We start from the raw sequence: 16,073 nt of genomic DNA, 5'->3' as shown, positions 1-16,073 counted from the left end.
CCGGCCCTTCAACCAACTCGCAGGGAGCGCAACGTGCCCGTGGAGCACATACCGCACGGAGTGGAGAACCTCTGCGAGCCGGGAGCCGCCGTCTACGCCCGTGCTCTGCGCGACGGCGGGATCCGCGCCGTCGACGCCGAAGCGGCGCCCTGCCTCATCGACTTCGGCCTGCTCCACCCCGGCCCGGACGACATGCGGTGGCTGCACCCGACCGCGCCCGCCGTGGCCCTGCCCCGGCTCCTGCGCACCATCGAGAACCGGGTGGCCCAGCACCGCCGCCGCGAGGAGAAGCTCACCGCGGTCTTCGAGTCCTTCCTCGGACTCGACAGCGTCTCCCCGACCGACGGGGAGGCCCCCGCCATCCGCGTCCTCCAGGGCCTCCCCCGGATCGAGGGGGCCATCGAACAGGCCATCGCCGAGGCCCGTGACGAGGTGCTCGTCATCCAGCCCGGCGCGATCCGCCCGCCCGAGACACAGGCGCGGATCGGCGACCGCGAGCAGGAGATCCTGTCCCGCGGCGCCCGGCTGCGGACCCTGCGCGTGCACACGACCCGCGAGTGCCTTCCCGAACTCGCCCACTACGAAGAGCTGGACGGCGACATCGAGGCCCGCACCCTCGACGAGGTCACCGAGAGTCTCTTCGTCTTCGACCGGAGCGTGGCATTCATCCCGGCGAGCAAAGACGACGGCATCGCCCTCGAACTGCGCCACCCCGCCCTCGTCGAGTACTTCGCCACCACCTTCTGGCGCCTGTGGCGCCTGGCCACCCCCATGTGGCCGAAGGCGGCGCACCCACCGGTCGACAACGGCATCACCGCCCGGCAGCAGACCATCGCGGGCCTCCTCGTCGAAGGCCTCACCGACGCCGAGATCGCCGAACGCCTCGGCATGAACATCCGCACCGCCCGCGTCCACATCGCGAAACTCGCCACCATCCTCGGCAGCCACAGCCGCGCCCAACTCGGCTACCTCATCGGCCAGTCGGCAATCCTCGATCAGGACCGGTGACACCCCCGTCCAGAAGCAGTCACTCCACCCGCGGGATCCGGCCCGGCCGCTCACAGCCTGCATAGAATCGCGACGCTTCAACCAGGCAGGAGGGGGCTCGCATGGCCACGAAGCACTTATCGCACACCGCCGAAGAGCTCTGCGAGGCGGGACTGTCCGTCTACGCCCGCGCCCTGCGCGAAGGCCGGATCCACAACAGCGCCGCCGCACCCGCTCCCTGCCTCGTCGACCTCGGCCTCCTGCAGCCGAGCCGCGACGACCTCCAATGGCTGCACCCGACCGCCTCCGCCCTCGCACTGCCCCGTCTGCTCCGGTCCATCGAGAGCCGCGCCCGGACACCCCGCCGCCGTGAACTGCGGCTCAGCGCCGCCTTCGAGCCGTTCGCCTCCCTCGACCTGCGCATCGGCCCCGGCGCCGACGCCCCGTCCATCACCGTCCTGGACGGTCTCGCCCGCATCAACACGGCGATCGACCGGGCCATGAACGAGGCCACCGAGGAATTCCTCGCCGTCCAGCCAGGAGGCACCCGGCCGCCCGAGACACTGGCCGAAGTCTTCCCCCGGGACCAGGCGATCCTGTCCCGTGGATGCCGGATGCGGACCCTTTACCAGCACACAACGCGCCATTCTCTGCCCGTGCTCGCGTACTACGAACAACTCGACGGCGACACCGAGGCCCGCACCCTCGACGAGGTCACCGAGCGCCTCTTCGTCTTCGACCGGACCGTGGCGTTCATCCCCGCGAGCAAGGACCGCAGCGTCGCGCTCGAACTCCGCCACCCGGCGCTCGTCGAGTACTTCGCCACCACCTTCTGGCGCCTGTGGCGCCTGGCCACACCCATGTGGCCGCAAACGGCGCCGCAGCCTTCGGAGGGCGGCATCACCACGCGGCAGCGGGCCATCGCCGGCCTGCTCGTCGAAGGCCTCACCGACGCCGAGATCGCCGACCGGCTCGGCATGAACATCCGCACCGCCCGCGTCCACATCGCCAAACTCGCCGCCACTCTCGGCAGCAACAGCCGCGCCCAACTCGGCTTTCTGATCGCACGGGCAGGAATCCTCGACCGGGCCCTTTGAGCGTGCAGCCCTCACCGCCGCCCTACCGATGCCCCTCCCAAGTCCGTGCCCATGCCCCATGGCATCACCTGCCCGATGAGCAGCCAGGAGCGTAGTGCGCTAAGTCACCCTTCAGCACCATTTGGCCGACCCTCCGTTTGCCACAGAACAACAAGCTGACGCTGGCGGCCCGCCGCACGGCTCCAGCATGGTGAATGGCACCAGCGAGGGGGCGGGCAGGCGCATCTGAGCATCTCTCTTGCCCTGCCCCAGGTCCCTCCCTGGTAGGACCTCATCGGATCAGAGCGGTGGTTGTTGGCTCAGGTTTGTGAAGAGCGCAACGCCCTGCCCGACTACTGCAGCGGGTGGGACAGCTTCCAGGGTCACGCCATCACGGATCACCGGCTCAATGAGTGACCGCAGAAGCGAATGGTGATGGGGAGGCGGCCTCCGTTACAGGACGCCTCCCCATCGACCACAACAGTAGGGCAGGACGAGCCGCTCGACGCCCTTCCCGTCCTGCGCTGATGCTCACGCCGTTGCGGTTCCCAGAGGAGCAATGGCCGACGGCACGACGGGAAGGACGCAGGACACACACCATGGAAGAGATGACGGGCCGTGAGGCTCTCGAACTGAGCGGCCTCGCGTGCCGTGTTCCGGATCGGCTTCTTTTCGCTCAGGTGGATCTCCGGTTACGGACCGGCGAGTCGATGTCGGTGACCGGGGCCAGCGGCAGCGGCAAGAGCACGCTGCTGATGTGCGTTCTCGGCCTGGTGAAGCCCGATGCCGGAAGCGTCCGCGTCGTCGGGGCCGACGTGGGGCGGATGTCCGCTCGCGCACTCGCCCGGCACCGGCGGGACAACGTCGGCATGGTGTTTCAGTTCGGTGAGCTGCTGCCGGAGCTGTCGCCGCTCGAGAACGTCGCCCTGGCCGGTCTCCTCAGCGGAATGCGGCGCACGGAGGCTTATGAACGAGCAGCTGAATTGCTGGACGACCTCGGGGTGCCGACGAGTTCAAGCGGAACGGAGACCCTGTCGGGAGGTGAGCGGCAGCGGGCTGCGGTGGCCCGCGCGCTCATCAACGACCCCCCTCTCCTCCTCGCCGACGAACCCACCGGCTCCCTCGACCGGGCTCACCGTGACGCGGTGGCAGACCTGCTGTTCGAACTGCCCCGCAGCCGGGACTGCGCCTTGCTCCTTGTCACGCACGACCCCGACATGGCCGGTCGTGCCGACCGGCAGGTGACTCTCGCCGAGGAGACACTGCACCCGGCAGGGACCAGCGAGGAAGCGGCGTGAGCGCCGCGGGCAGACCGAGCGCGGAGGCCGCATCCGGGAAGGCTGCCGCAGCCGAGAGGGGCACTACGGACGGCGGTGGGCTCCTCCGTCGGCTGCTCCGGATCGGTGTCTCCGCTGCCCGGCGCGCGGAAGCCGGGCGGATCAGGCTCTGGTCACTGACCCTTGCCACGGCCCTGCTGGGCCTGGCGATCGGCGGACTGGTCCTCGCCCAGTCGTCGTTCGACGGACGCGCGGACCGAAGTGCCGACAGGTCACCTCGGCTCCTGACCGTTCACCCGGGTGAACCCGCACGTGCCCTGCTGAAATGGTCGATCTCCTCCCACGACGGCCACCCGTATGACATCACCTACGTGGAGCCGGTCTCCGACGGTGCGGCACCGCCTCCGGGGTTGCCACGCTGGCCCGACCCGGGTGAAGCCTTTGTGTCGCCCGCACTGCTGAAGGCTGCCGGTGGCGAGGCGGGCGTAGGACGCGAGTACGGCCGTTTCGGCGGCATGATCGGCGAAGAAGGGCTGGAGTCACCTTCCGAATTCTTCGTCTACGCGCGCCCCGACAGCCGTATGCTTGACCGCTCGGAAATGATGAAGATATCCGGTTTCGGAGATCCGGATATTCCTGGACTCACCGGGGAGCACGCCCATTTCTTCGGGGCGTCCGAGTTGTACTCCGCCTACTCCGGTTTATTCGTTCTGCCTGCCACCGTCTTCCTGATCATTGCCGCCAGAGCCGGTGCCGCTTCCCGAGACAGAAGGACCGCTCTGCTCACGGCCCTAGGGGCGGGCAAAGCGGCGCGCACCTGTTTCACTCTCGGGGAAGCGATCGCCCCTGTGGGGCTCGGCACTGTCGTCGGCTCGCTCGCGCTTCTGCCCCTGTTTCTGCGCAACACGTCCTTTCCCGTCGTGGATTTCACTCTTGCCGCCGACGACGCACGAAGCGCGCTGCTTTCCGTGTGCGCCTCTCAGTTCGCCGTGCTGCTCGGTGTACTGACGTGCGTCGTCCTCCTGCAACCGGCCGCACGCCGTACGCGGTCGACACGACCGACGAGTGTCTCGGCGCGACACCGCACGTGGCCTCTGTGGGTCTTCCCACCGGCCCTTCTGTTCACGGCACGCATCGTCGACTTCGCCCCCACCGGCATGACCGTCCCCCTGTACGCCGTCGGCTGCCTCGTCACGCTCGCCGCCCTGCCCCCGATCGTCGGCATGGCAATGGGCCGGCTCAGCCCCCTGCTCGCCCGGCTCGGGGAGCGTCTGGGCAGCCCTTCCCTGCTCGTGTCCGGGCGTCGGATGAGTGCCTCCCCACGGGCGGCCACCCGGCTCGTCGCCTCGTTGGTCATCGCCATCGCCGTCGCGGTCCAGGCCCAGGTGTGGGCAGGTGCGATGACAGAGGCAGGGCAGGCGGCCATGGACTCACGGGATCGGGTCGGGACAAGCATCCTCAAGGTGCGGCCCTACGCAACGCCGGAGCGGCTCCGCGCCTTCGAAGCCGCCCTGCCCGAAGGAGTACACGCCCTGTCGGCCGCGGTGCCCGTCAAGGAGCACGGCCGCATCGAGGTGGCCGGTTCCTGCGCCGCACTTCGGGAGGTGGGTCTCCCTTGCCGGTCCGCCGACACCCCGGCAGTGCCGGGCCCCGTGGACGCCCGCCTGCAAGAGGCCATCGGCTCATGGGGTGGAGCGTCCATTGCCGCGCACCCGGGCGGTGTCGGGAAACTTCCCCGTGAGTCCGCGGCTTCTCGAGGCCTGCTGATCGTGGGTGACGACCATCGGCAGCTCTCGATGACGGAAATCAGCAGAATCGCCCACCGAGAACTCTCCATGGCCCCCACCGTGCAACAGGTGAACAACTACGGGAGCGTCGGAAAACTCAACACCGCCGTCGGCTGGCTACGCCTTCTTTCCCTCGTCGGGATCGGCGTCATCGTCCTCGCCACCGGCACGGGAGCCCTGGCGGAATTCCTCCGATTCGGCCGTGACCTGGCACCCCTCAGCGTCCTCTCCGCCAATACGCGCATCTACCGCGCGGCAGCGGCATGGTCGCTTTTCCTCCCGGCCGTGCTTGCGTCCGCCGCAGGAGTGGTCGTCTCTTGGTGGCTGTCGGCAGCAGTACGGAGCGTCGCGGCAACCGACCCCTGGAGCGTGGCCCCCATCAGCCTCGGCGCCCTCGCCTGCTCCGCCGCCCTCGCCGTCTGGGGCGCGGCCACAGCGGTGCGCGCGGCCCAGAGATGGCGTCCGTCCGGAGGCTAGCGGGAATGTGCCGCCCAATGCCGGAAACAGGCCGTTTTGTCTCCTCCTCAGCCCACTGCACCGCAACAAGATGGCGCTACCGCCGCTCCTCGCCGCCCGGCAGGCTGGGGGCAGCGGCGGGGGCACCTAGTCGGCCCCCCTTCCGCTTCCCCGGGCGCCCCGGTCAGCTGCTCCCCCGTAGCCGACCGGGGCGCCCTCATGTCACGACAGGAGACCGCACCACTCCCGCAACAACGCCTCCCGCTCCCCCGCCCGGGGCGACCCGCCCTCGCGGCGGCGGCCCCAGTCCGACATCGCGGTCAGGGTGGTGAGGAGGGAGCCCGCGCCCTCCGTGAGGCGGGACAGGAGGGCGCGGGAGAGGTCGTACTCCGTCTGGGAGTAGCCGACCGCCGCCGCCGTGTACGCCGTCAGCTCCGTCTCCGTGCCCGTCGCGTCCGTGACACGGACCGTCATCGTCGGTGCCTCGTCGCCGCCCCCGAGGCCCACCGTGAGCACCATGTCGACCGCCGCGCCCACGTGCCGCTTCAGGGACTTCACCGGGACGTCGTCGATCGTCAGCGCGTGTACGTCCTCCCAGGGCCACATGCCGGACTGCCGGTCGCCGAGGGCCAGGACGCCTTCCGTGGTCAGGCGCACGCCCGGAGCGAGCCCGGCCGGCTTCGCGCCCACGTACACGTCGCCCTCGGCGATCCAGAACAACCCCACCATGGCCATGAACGGTTCCCCTCCCTATACAGCGATACAGGGCCGGGAGGTTGTCACCTCCCGGCCCTGTATCAGGGTACGAAACCGGAGATCGAGACCTACTGCTCCGTCGATCTCTTCGGACGCCACACCACCAGCGCGCTCGCCTGCTGCACGTCCTGGTACGGGACGAGGTCGCGGCGGTACGAGGCGTGCACCGCCGCCTCGCGCTGCTGCATGGCCGCCGCGGCGCCGTCCACGGCCGCGGAGAGCTCCGCGACCCGCGACTGGAGCGCCGCGACCTGGTTCTCCAGCTCGATGATGCGCTTGATGCCGGCGAGGTTGATGCCCTCTTCCTGCGACAACTGCTGCACGGTGCGCAGCAGTTCGATGTCGCGGGCGGAGTAGCGTCGGCCGCGGCCCGCGGTGCGGTCCGGGGAGACCAGACCGAGACGGTCGTACTGCCGCAGGGTCTGCGGATGGAGACCGCTCAGCTGGGCCGCCACCGAGATGACGTACACCGGCGTTTCATCGGTCAGCTGGTACGGATTACGACGACGGCCGACCCTGTCCATGGGGTCACGCTCCCTTCGCGGCCTGGAACAGTTCTGCCCGCGGGTCGTCGCCCGCAGTCGCCTTGCGGTAGGACTCGAGGGCGTCCTTCGCCGACTCCGACAGGGAGGTCGGAACCGACACCTCCACCGTCACGAGCAGGTCGCCCCGGGTGCCGTCCTTGCGGACCGCGCCCTTGCCCCGGGCCCGCATGGTACGGCCGTTCGGCGTACCGGCGGGCAGTTTCAGGGTGACGGGCGGGCCGCCCAGCGTCGGCACCTTCACCTCGCCGCCGAGCGTCGCCTCCGGATACGTCACCGGGACGGTGACCGTGAGGTTGTCGCCCTTGCGGCCGAAGACCGGGTGGCTGTCGACGTGCACGACCACGTACAGGTCACCGGCCGGGCCGCCGCGTTCGCCGGGCGCGCCCTTGCCGCGCAGCCGGATGCGCTGCCCGTCCGAGACGCCGGGCGGAATCCGCACCTGCATCGTCCGCGACGACTTGGCGCGGCCGCTGCCGCCGCAGACCTCGCAGGGGTTCTGGGCGATCAGCCCGCGCCCCTTGCAGTCCATGCACGGGTCGGTGAGGGAGAACCCTCCGCCGCCGCCCCGCGAGACCTGGCCCGTGCCGACGCAGGTCGGGCACACGCGCGGTGTGCCGTTCTTGTCGCCGGTGCCGGAGCACGCCTTGCAGGCGGCCTGGGAGGACATGCGGAGCGGCACCGTCGCGCCGTCCACCGCCTCCGTGAAGCTCAGCGTGACCTCGGACTCGATGTCCTGGCCGCGCCTCGGCTGCGTACGCGTGCCGGCTCCGGCACCCGCACCGCCGCGGTTGAACAGGCCCCCGAAGACGTCACCGAGGCCGCCCCCGAAGCCGCCGCCGGCCGCTCCACCGCCACCCGGGGCGCCGCCTCCGAAGAGGTCGCCCAGGTCGAAGTTGAACGAACCGCCGCCGCCTCCGGGGCCCTGCCGGAATCCGCCGTTGCCGAAGAGAGCACGCGCTTCGTCGTACTCCTTGCGCTTCTTGGGGTCACCGAGGACGTCGTTCGCCTCGGAGATCTCCTTGAAGCGCTCCTCCGCCTTGGTGTTGCCGGTGTTGGCGTCCGGGTGGTTCTCGCGCGCGAGCTTCCGGTACGCCTTCTTGATCTCGGCTTCGGTGGCGTCCTTGGGGACGCCGAGGACCTTGTAGTAGTCCTTCTCGATGAAGTCCTTGGTGCTCATCCCCGACGTCCCTCCTCACTCATGTCGTGACCGTCAGCCCTCGTCCGGGCCACCGGTCTCCTTCTCGTCCGCCTTCTCCGCGGCGGAGCCCGCAGAGCCTTCGGGCTCCTCGCCCTTGACGGTCTGCGCGCCCGGCTGCGGCTCGGCGACGGCCACCCGCGCGGGGCGGATGGTGCGCTCCCCGATGCGGTACCCGGGCTGCAGGATCGCGACGCAGGTCGTCTCGGTGACGTCCGGGGCGTAGCTGTGCATCAGGGCTTCGTGGATCGTCGGGTCGAAGGGCTCGCCCTCCTTGCCGAACTGCTGGAGGCCCAGCTTGGCGACGACCGTCTCGAGCGACTCGGCGACCGACTTGAAGCCGCCGACCAGCTCGCCGTGCTCACGGGCGCGGCCGATGTCGTCGAGGGTGGGGAGGAGCTCGGAGAGGAGGTTCGCCGAGGCGATCTCCTTCACCGCCACCTTGTCCCGCTCCACACGACGGCGGTAGTTCTGGTACTCGGCCTGCAGCCGCTGGAGGTCCGCGGTGCGCTCGTTGAGCGCGGTGCGCACCTGGTCCAGCTGGGCGGTCAGGCCAGTCAGGCTTGCGTCCTGCGCGTCCTGCGCGGACGTCTTGCTCGCTGCTGCGTCCCCGGCCGGGGCCGCCGGGCTCTCCTCGGTGGAGGGCTCGGCGGCCTTCGGCGCCGCGTCATCAGGGGTGGCGCCGGAGGGGACGTCAGGCTTCTCGGCGTTCTCGCCGAAGCCCGGGGTCTCCTCGGTCATCAGGCGGCGCCACCCTTCGCGTCTCCGGGCTTCTCGTCGTCGACGATCTCGGCGTCGACGACTCCGTCGTCCTCCTTGGCCTGGTCGGCACCCGGGGCGGCGCCCTCGGGACCGCCCGCGGCCTGCGCGCCTTGGGCGTCGGCGTACATGGCCTGGCCCAGCTTCTGCGAGACGGCGGCGACCTTCTCGGTGGCGGTGCGGATCTCGGCCGTGTCCTCGCCCTTGAGCTTCTCCTTCAGCTCGTTGACGGCTTCCTCGACCTCGGTCTTCACGTCACCGGGGACCTTTTCCTCGTTGTCCTTGAGGAACTTCTCGGTCTGGTAGACGAGCTGCTCGCCCTGGTTGCGGGACTCGGCGGCCTCGCGGCGGGCGTGGTCCTCGTCCGCGTACTTCTCGGCCTCTTCGCGCATCCGGTTGACCTCGTCCTTCGGCAGCGAGGAGCCACCGGTGACGGTCATCTTCTGTTCCTTGCCCGTGCCCAGGTCCTTCGCGGTCACGTGCATGATGCCGTTGGCGTCGATGTCGAAGGAGACCTCGATCTGCGGGACACCGCGCGGGGCCGGCGGCAGGCCCGTCAGCTCGAACATGCCGAGCTTCTTGTTGTACGCCGCGATCTCGCGCTCGCCCTGGTAGACCTGGATCTGGACGGACGGCTGGTTGTCCTCGGCGGTGGTGAAGATCTCCGACCGCTTGGTCGGGATCGTCGTGTTCCGCTCGATCAGCTTCGTCATGATGCCGCCCTTGGTCTCGATGCCGAGGGACAGCGGGGTCACGTCGAGGAGCAGGACGTCCTTGACCTCACCCTTGAGGACACCGGCCTGGAGCGAGGCGCCGATGGCGACGACCTCGTCCGGGTTCACACCCTTGTTGGCGTCCTTGCCGCCGGTGAGCTCCTTGACGAGCTCGGCGACGGCGGGCATGCGGGTGGAGCCACCGACGAGAACGACGTGGTCGATCTCGGAGAGCTGGATGCCCGCGTCCTTGATGACGTTGTGGAACGGCGTCTTGCAGCGCTCCAGGAGGTCGGACGTGAGCTGCTGGAACTGGGCGCGCGTGAGCTTCTCGTCCAGGTGCAGCGGGCCCTCGGCGGAGGCCGTGATGTAGGGCAGGTTGATCGTGGTCTCCGTGGAGGAGGACAGCTCGATCTTGGCCTTCTCGGCCGCCTCGCGCAGGCGCTGGAGCGCCATCTTGTCCTTGGAGAGGTCCACGCCGTGGCCGTTGTTGAACTGCTTGACCAGGTAGTCGACGACGCGCTGGTCCCAGTCGTCACCACCGAGGTGGTTGTCGCCGTTCGTGGCCTTCACCTCGACGACGCCGTCGCCGATCTCGAGGAGCGAGACGTCGAAGGTGCCGCCACCGAGGTCGAAGACCAGAATGGTCTGGTCGTCCTTGTCGAGGCCGTAGGCAAGGGCGGCGGCGGTGGGCTCGTTGACGATGCGCAGGACGTTCAGACCCGCGATCTCACCGGCCTCCTTGGTGGCCTGGCGCTCGGAGTCGTTGAAGTACGCCGGGACAGTGATGACCGCGTCGGCCACCTTCTCGCCCAGGTACGACTCCGCGTCGCGCTTCAGCTTCTGCAGGATGAACGCCGAGATCTGCTGGGGGTTGAATCCCTTGTCGTCGATGTCCACCTTCCAGTCGGTGCCCATGTGGCGCTTGACCGACCGGATGGTCCTGTCGACGTTCGTGACCGCCTGGCGCTTGGCGACCTCGCCGACGAGCACCTCGCCGTTCTTCGCGAAGGCGACGACGGACGGCGTGGTCCTGGCGCCCTCGGCGTTGGTGATGACGGTGGGCTCGCCGCCTTCGAGAACGCTGACGACGGAGTTAGTCGTGCCCAGGTCGATGCCGACCGCACGTGCCATTTCGGTTCCTCCAGATGTACTTCTTGAGTGGATCTGACTCAAGCATGCATGAGCGCTGCGCCGGCGTCAACAGATGTGAGTCGGGGGCACTCAAGTCTTATCCAGCACTTACGCGCAAGGAGGGGCCCTTCCGGGGGTGTGTTGTTCGACTGCGGGCGCGTCGTGGCTGGTCGCGCAGTTCCCCGCGCCCCTGGGCACAACACGGCGCCCGGCACCCGTCCGTACGCGCGAAGGGTTGCCTGAGCGACGCAGATCACCGCCTTGCTGGCTACAGTGCGGCGGAGTAAGTGGGTAGTCTCAGACGGACTGCATAAGTTACCGCTTAGTAATAGTTCGCCTCGCAGGCCCGAGGAGCCCCCAAATGCAACTCGCCGCGATCATCGTGTCGCTGGTCCTAATCGCGGTCGGCGTCGCGCTGTTCGGCCGTGCCATCGTGCAGATCTACAAGTTCGTGCGACTCGGCCAGCCCGTGCCCGCCGGACTCAGGACCGACAACCCCTTCCAGCGCACCGTCACCGTGGTCAAGGAGTTCCTCGGTCACACGCGCATGAACAAGTGGGGCGTCGTCGGCTTCGCGCACTGGTTCGTGGCGGTGGGCTTCTTCTCGCTGCTGCTGACGATCGTCAACGCCATCGGCCAGCTCTTCAAGGCCGACTGGATGCTGCCGATCATCGGTGACTGGGCGCCGTACAACATGTTCGTCGAGTTCATCGGCACGATGACCGTGCTCGGCATCCTCACGCTGATCGTCATCCGGCAGCTGAACCGTCCCGACAGGCCGGGCCGCAAGTCCCGCTTCGCGGGTTCCAAGACGGGCCAGGCGTACTTCGTCGAGACCGTCATCCTCATCGTCGGCGTCTGCATCTTCACGCTGCACGCCCTCGAGGGCGCCCAGCACCACGTGGGCAGCTACGAGGCGTCGTTCTTCATCTCGTACCCGTTCGTGTCCTGGTTCGCGGGGATGGACCTCTCCACCCTCCAGAACCTCACGTACTTCTTCGCGGGCCTGAAGATCGCGACCTCCTTCATCTGGATGATCGTGGTCGGCCTCAACACCAACATGGGTGTGGCCTGGCACCGCTTCCTGGCCTTCCCGAACATCTGGTTCAAGCGCGAGGCCGACGGCGGTACGGCGCTCGGCGAACTGCAGCCCATGACGTCCGGCGGCAAGCCGATCGACTGGGAGGACCCGGGCGAGGACGACGTCTTCGGCGTCTCCCAGGTCGAGCAGTTCAGCTGGAAGGGCATCCTCGACTTCTCCACCTGCACCGAGTGCGGCCGCTGCCAGTCGCAGTGCCCCGCCTGGAACACGGGCAAGCCGCTCTCCCCGAAGCTCCTCATCATGTCCCTGCGGGACCACGCGCACGCCAAGGCGCCGTACCTGCTCGCGGGCGGCGGCAAGACCATGGAGGGCGAGGAGAAGGCGACCGAGGAGCAGCTCAAGGACGTGCCGGCCGCGGCTCTCGCGGAGGCCGAGCGCCCGCTCATCGGCACGCACGAAGAGAACGGCGTCATCGACCCGGACGTCCTGTGGTCCTGCACCACGTGCGGTGCCTGCGTCGAGCAGTGCCCGGTCGACATCGAGCACATCGACCACATCGTCGACATGCGCCGCTACCAGGTGATGATCGAGTCGGCCTTCCCCTCCGAGGCGGGCACGATGCTCAAGAACCTGGAGAAGAAGGGCAACCCCTGGGGCCTCGCCAAGAAGCAGCGCCTGGAGTGGACGAAGGAAGTCGACTTCGAGGTGCCGGTCGTCGGCAAGGACATCGAGGACCTCACCGAGGTCGAGTACCTGTACTGGGTCGGCTGCGCCGGCGCCCTGGAGGACCGCGCCAAAAAGACGACGAAGGCGTTCGCGGAGCTGCTCCACATCGCGGGCGTGAAGTTCGCGATCATGGGCGGCGACGAGAAGTGCACGGGTGACTCGGCCCGCCGCCTCGGCAACGAGCCGCTGTTCCAGCAGCTCGGCCAGGAGAACGTCGCCACGCTGAACATGGCGTTCGGCGAGGATGACGAGGACGAGTCGACGAAGAAGCCGAAGACGGCGAAGAAGATCGTCGCGACCTGCCCGCACTGCCTCAACACGCTCGGCAACGAGTACCCGCAGCTCGGCGGCGACTACGAGGTCATCCACCACACCCAGCTGCTCCAGCACCTCATCGACGAGGGCAAGCTGATCCCCGTGACGCCGGTCGAGGGCCTCATCACCTACCACGACCCGTGCTACCTGGGCCGCCACAACAAGATCTACACGCCCCCGCGCGAGATCATCGGCAAGGTCCCGGGCCTCCGCAACGAGGAGATGCACCGCCACAAGGAGCGCGGCTTCTGCTGTGGCGCCGGTGGTGCGCGCATGTGGATGGAGGAGCGGATCGGCAAGCGGATCAACACGGAGCGGGTCGACGAGGCGCTGTCCCTGAACCCGGACATCGTGTCCACCGCGTGTCCGTTCTGCCTCGTCATGCTGACGGACTCCGTCAACGGCAAGAAGAACGACGGCCAGGCCAGGGAGTCCCTCCAGGTCGTGGACGTCGCGCAGCTGCTGCTCGACTCGGTGAAGACGCCGGCGGATCCGGCGGACGAGGCGGAGTCGGCGGACGAGCCGGAGCCGGAACCGGTGAAGTAGCCGCCGGCCCGCTGAAGTGGCCCGACCCCGTTCCCTCCTCTCGGAGGGGGCGGGGTCTTCGCCGTTCAGGCAGCTGCCACGTCCCCCGTCAGCTCACACCACACGAGCTTCCCCCGCCCCTCGTCACGCTCCCGCGCGCACCACCCCCACCCGTCCGCACATTCCCGTACGAGCCCGAGCCCTCTGCCCGTCGTCTCACCCCACCCCGTGGCCCCCCTGGCCGGGGACGGCGGCGTGGGATCCGTGTCCCACACCCCGATGCGGAGCACCGCGTCCGCCCACTGCATGCGCAGGGCGGCGGGGCCCTTGGTGTGCTGTACGGCGTTGGCGATCAGCTCCGTGGCGACGAGCTCGGCGGCGTCCGCGAGGTGGGGCAGGCCGTATGCCCTCAGGATGAGGCGGAGGGTGTGGCGGCTCACGGGGACGGCGAGGGGATCGTTGGGGATGGCGAGGGTGTAGGTCCAGGTCTCGGTTTCCGGCATCGGTGAACTCCGTTGTGAGATACGGATGTTGGCCTGCTGCGGCGGTCACCTGGCGGTGGCTGTGGCGCAACCGCCATGGCATGGCGGTGCGGTGCGCTTCCGTTGATCCGGGACCTCAGCGTGTGCGACGCGTCACTGACAGTAGGGCTAAAATATTCTCCCCCGCAAGTCGCTCGCGTACTCTGACACCCGAATGGGGTGCATCAACCCCACGTTCCGACACGGTCGTTGGCGGAGGTAGCAGTCGCGTGCCAGCAAGGATTCAGCCAACCGCCCGGCAGCGGCGCCTCGGAGCCGAGCTGCGCAAGCTCCGGGAAAGCGCCGGCCTCTCGTCCGGTCAGGCCGCGGGGCTGCTCGGGGTCAAGCAGGCCCAGATGAGCCAGTTCGAGGCGGGCAACGCGGGGATCAACGAGGAGCGGGTGCGTCGACTCGCGGCGCATTACGGCTGCGCGGACGCCGAGTTGGTCAATGCGCTCGCGGCCATGGCCACGGAACGTACACGAGGATGGTGGGAGGAGTACCGGGACGTACTACCGCCCGCTTTCGCCGACTTGGCTGAGCTGGAGCACCACTCTCGGTTCATGCAAGTGATTGACACTGCACATGTTCCGGGGCTGCTCCAGACCGAGGAGTATGCGCGTGCCGTACTCGGCTATCGCGTGCCGCAGCTCCCAGCCAGTGAACTGGAGCCGCGATTGGCCCACCGGATGCGCCGCAAGCTGGCCCTGTCCGGTGAGGGGGCGACTCCATACGAAGCGGTACTGCACGAGTCCGTGTTGCACACCCGCGTCGCAGACCGTCGCGTGGCCCGCGCACAGCTGGCCGCGCTGCTCGGCGAATCCGAGCGCCCCGAAGTCACCATGCGAGTGGTCCCATTCGACGTGGACGGTTTTGGTGGAGCAAGCTCGATGATGCTGTACGCGGGCGGCGCGGTACCCACGTTGGACACCGTCCAGAGTGAAACGCCGTATGGGCCGGTATTCATGGACGCGTCCGGCCAACTAGAAGCGATGCGAACACTTTTCCGTAAAGTGGAGTCCGCATCGCTCGAACCCGTTCCCTCGCGGGACCTCATTCACCGCCTGATCAAGGAGCTCTGAGCCGTGCCCCCGTGGCAGAAGTCCTCCTTCTCCGGTCCGGCCGACGGAAGCCAGTGCGTCGAACTCGCCCGCGACAAGAGCAACCTGCTCCTCCGCGAGAGCGACGACCCCGACCACATACTCACCCTCACCCCCGGTGCCCTCTCTGCCCTCATATCGCACGCCACACAACCGGGCACGACCCGTGAGGAATTCAACCTGCCCTCCGAGAGAGCGGCACCTTCGACCACACACATTTACCCTCGCCACCTCGCCACCTCGCCAGGAAGCAGTTGACTTCGGCCCGCACCGGATGGTTGCCGGGGCCGCCCGGTGTGGTGCGGAGTGTGGCGGTTCCGGGCCGGCAGTAAAGGGCGCTCCGCTGCGCTGCGCGTCGGCTTCGCCGATTCCGCTGCGCTCCACCCTTGACTCCCGTCCCTCCACCGCGACCTGTTTCTTGACCCGGACGGCCAGGGGTGGGGGCAACAGGGACCGCTTCGTTAGTCATCAGCTTTCGCTGCCGGGTGCGGCCCGTCCCAACGCAAGCCACCCTCACCGTCCGGGTCGGGTCATCGGCTCTCGCTGCCGGGTGCGGTCCGGTCCATCGTGGGCGGAAGTCACGGTCGATGAGCTGTATCCGGCCGGAGGCCGCCCCCCTCCGGCACCTACTTCGGGAAAGTTGCGAATGCCTTCGCCGCACGCCCCCCTGCCAAGCCGCACACGCCCCCCTGCTCACGGGCTTACCGCGCCGGATTCGCGACATCCATGACATAACTGACGGCGCACAGGGAAGCGAGAAGGGGGCGCGCGGCCCGCCGATTCGCAACTTTCCCAAAGTAGGTGCCGGAGGGCGCGGCGCCCCCCGGACCACAGCTCATCGAGCATGGCTCCCGCCCACGTTGGGCCGGTCCGCACCCGGCAACGAAAGCGGCCGACCCACCCCGAACAGTGAGGGCCACTCACGATGAGCCGGTCCGCACCCGGCAGCGCGAGCGGATGACCCGAGCGGCTCGGCCGCGCGGCGGGCGGTCACGCAACCCTGGCCGTCGGCCACGATGGACCGGGCCGCACCCGGCGATGAACGGCAATGACCCACCCACCCAGATCCGCCGCCTCACCCCTGGCCGTCCGGGTCAAGAAACAGCTCGCGGTGGAGGGACGGGAGTCAAGGGTGGAGCGCAGCGGAATCGGCGCAGCC

At 68.7% G+C, this 16,073-nt stretch carries 13 protein-coding genes; 7 read left to right on the top strand and 6 right to left on the bottom strand.

The genetic code is table 11. From position 1 onward, the window contains the following. The first annotated feature begins 33 nt into the window (after positions 1–33). The 4 genes from DEJ47_RS19815 to DEJ47_RS19795 all read left to right on the top strand — a co-directional run bounded on the left by DEJ47_RS19815 (position 34) and on the right by DEJ47_RS19795 (position 5,604). Positions 34–1,008, top strand: a complete 975-nt coding sequence (locus tag DEJ47_RS19815; RefSeq protein ID WP_150170173.1) for a helix-turn-helix transcriptional regulator — start codon at positions 34–36, stop codon at positions 1,006–1,008. A gap of 101 nt (positions 1,009–1,109) precedes the next feature. Then, positions 1,110–2,084 (top strand): helix-turn-helix transcriptional regulator, encoded by a 975-nt coding sequence (locus DEJ47_RS19810; protein WP_150170171.1) that lies wholly within the window; start codon positions 1,110–1,112, stop codon positions 2,082–2,084. A 578-nt stretch (positions 2,085–2,662) separates the two neighbouring features. After that, entirely contained in the window at positions 2,663–3,361 is a 699-nt protein-coding gene (locus DEJ47_RS19805; protein WP_150170169.1) for an ABC transporter ATP-binding protein, read from the top strand. Continuing rightward, positions 3,358–5,604 carry a hypothetical protein gene (locus DEJ47_RS19795; RefSeq protein WP_161236039.1) on the top strand — a complete coding sequence of 749 codons (2,247 nt, stop codon included), beginning with the start codon at positions 3,358–3,360 and terminating at the stop codon, positions 5,602–5,604. Before DEJ47_RS19805 ends, DEJ47_RS19795 begins: the two co-directional genes overlap by 4 nt. 201 nt (positions 5,605–5,805) lie before the next feature. Here the strand turns inward: DEJ47_RS19795 and DEJ47_RS19790 are convergent, their stop codons facing one another. From DEJ47_RS19790 to dnaK, 5 genes are all read right to left on the bottom strand, one after another. After that, positions 5,806–6,318, bottom strand: coding sequence for a hypothetical protein (locus DEJ47_RS19790; RefSeq protein ID WP_150170165.1), 513 nt, complete (start codon positions 6,316–6,318; stop codon positions 5,806–5,808). Between the two features lie 89 nt (positions 6,319–6,407). Beyond that, on the bottom strand, positions 6,408–6,863 hold the full coding sequence (locus tag DEJ47_RS19785) for a heat shock protein transcriptional repressor HspR (RefSeq protein WP_150170163.1): 456 nt from the start codon (positions 6,861–6,863) through the stop codon (positions 6,408–6,410). 4 nt (positions 6,864–6,867) lie between these two features. Beyond that, positions 6,868–8,061, bottom strand: coding sequence for a molecular chaperone DnaJ (gene dnaJ / locus DEJ47_RS19780; protein ID WP_150170161.1), 1,194 nt, complete (start codon positions 8,059–8,061; stop codon positions 6,868–6,870). A gap of 33 nt (positions 8,062–8,094) precedes the next feature. Continuing rightward, positions 8,095–8,820, bottom strand: a complete 726-nt coding sequence (gene grpE, locus DEJ47_RS19775; protein ID WP_150170159.1) for a nucleotide exchange factor GrpE — start codon at positions 8,818–8,820, stop codon at positions 8,095–8,097. Next, positions 8,820–10,685 (bottom strand): molecular chaperone DnaK, encoded by a 1,866-nt coding sequence (gene dnaK, locus DEJ47_RS19770; protein ID WP_150170157.1) that lies wholly within the window; start codon positions 10,683–10,685, stop codon positions 8,820–8,822. Before dnaK ends, grpE begins: the two co-directional genes overlap by 1 nt. Positions 10,686–11,046: 361 nt before the next feature. Here dnaK and DEJ47_RS19765 point away from each other — a divergent pair, with 361 nt between their 5' ends. Further along, positions 11,047–13,314: a (Fe-S)-binding protein gene (locus DEJ47_RS19765; protein WP_150170155.1), complete on the top strand. Its 2,268-nt coding sequence runs from the start codon at positions 11,047–11,049 to the stop codon at positions 13,312–13,314. A gap of 65 nt (positions 13,315–13,379) precedes the next feature. Here the strand turns inward: DEJ47_RS19765 and DEJ47_RS19760 are convergent, their stop codons facing one another. Next, entirely contained in the window at positions 13,380–13,796 is a 417-nt protein-coding gene (locus DEJ47_RS19760; RefSeq protein ID WP_150170154.1) for an ATP-binding protein, read from the bottom strand. Between the two features lie 248 nt (positions 13,797–14,044). On the opposite strand from DEJ47_RS19760, the gene DEJ47_RS19755 reads away from it, so the two are divergent. Together DEJ47_RS19755 and DEJ47_RS19750 are read left to right on the top strand one after the other, a co-directional pair. Next, complete coding sequence (locus DEJ47_RS19755; protein ID WP_150170152.1) at positions 14,045–14,896, top strand: helix-turn-helix domain-containing protein; 852 nt, start codon at positions 14,045–14,047, stop codon at positions 14,894–14,896. Between the two features lie 3 nt (positions 14,897–14,899). Continuing rightward, positions 14,900–15,172, top strand: coding sequence for a DUF397 domain-containing protein (locus tag DEJ47_RS19750; protein WP_150170150.1), 273 nt, complete (start codon positions 14,900–14,902; stop codon positions 15,170–15,172). Positions 15,173–16,073 lie beyond the last annotated feature (901 nt).

The organism is Streptomyces venezuelae, assembly GCF_008642355.1.
Taxonomy (GTDB): Bacteria; Actinomycetota; Actinomycetes; order Streptomycetales; family Streptomycetaceae; genus Streptomyces; species Streptomyces venezuelae_B.
This window is presented reverse-complemented; position numbering and strand designations above follow the sequence as displayed.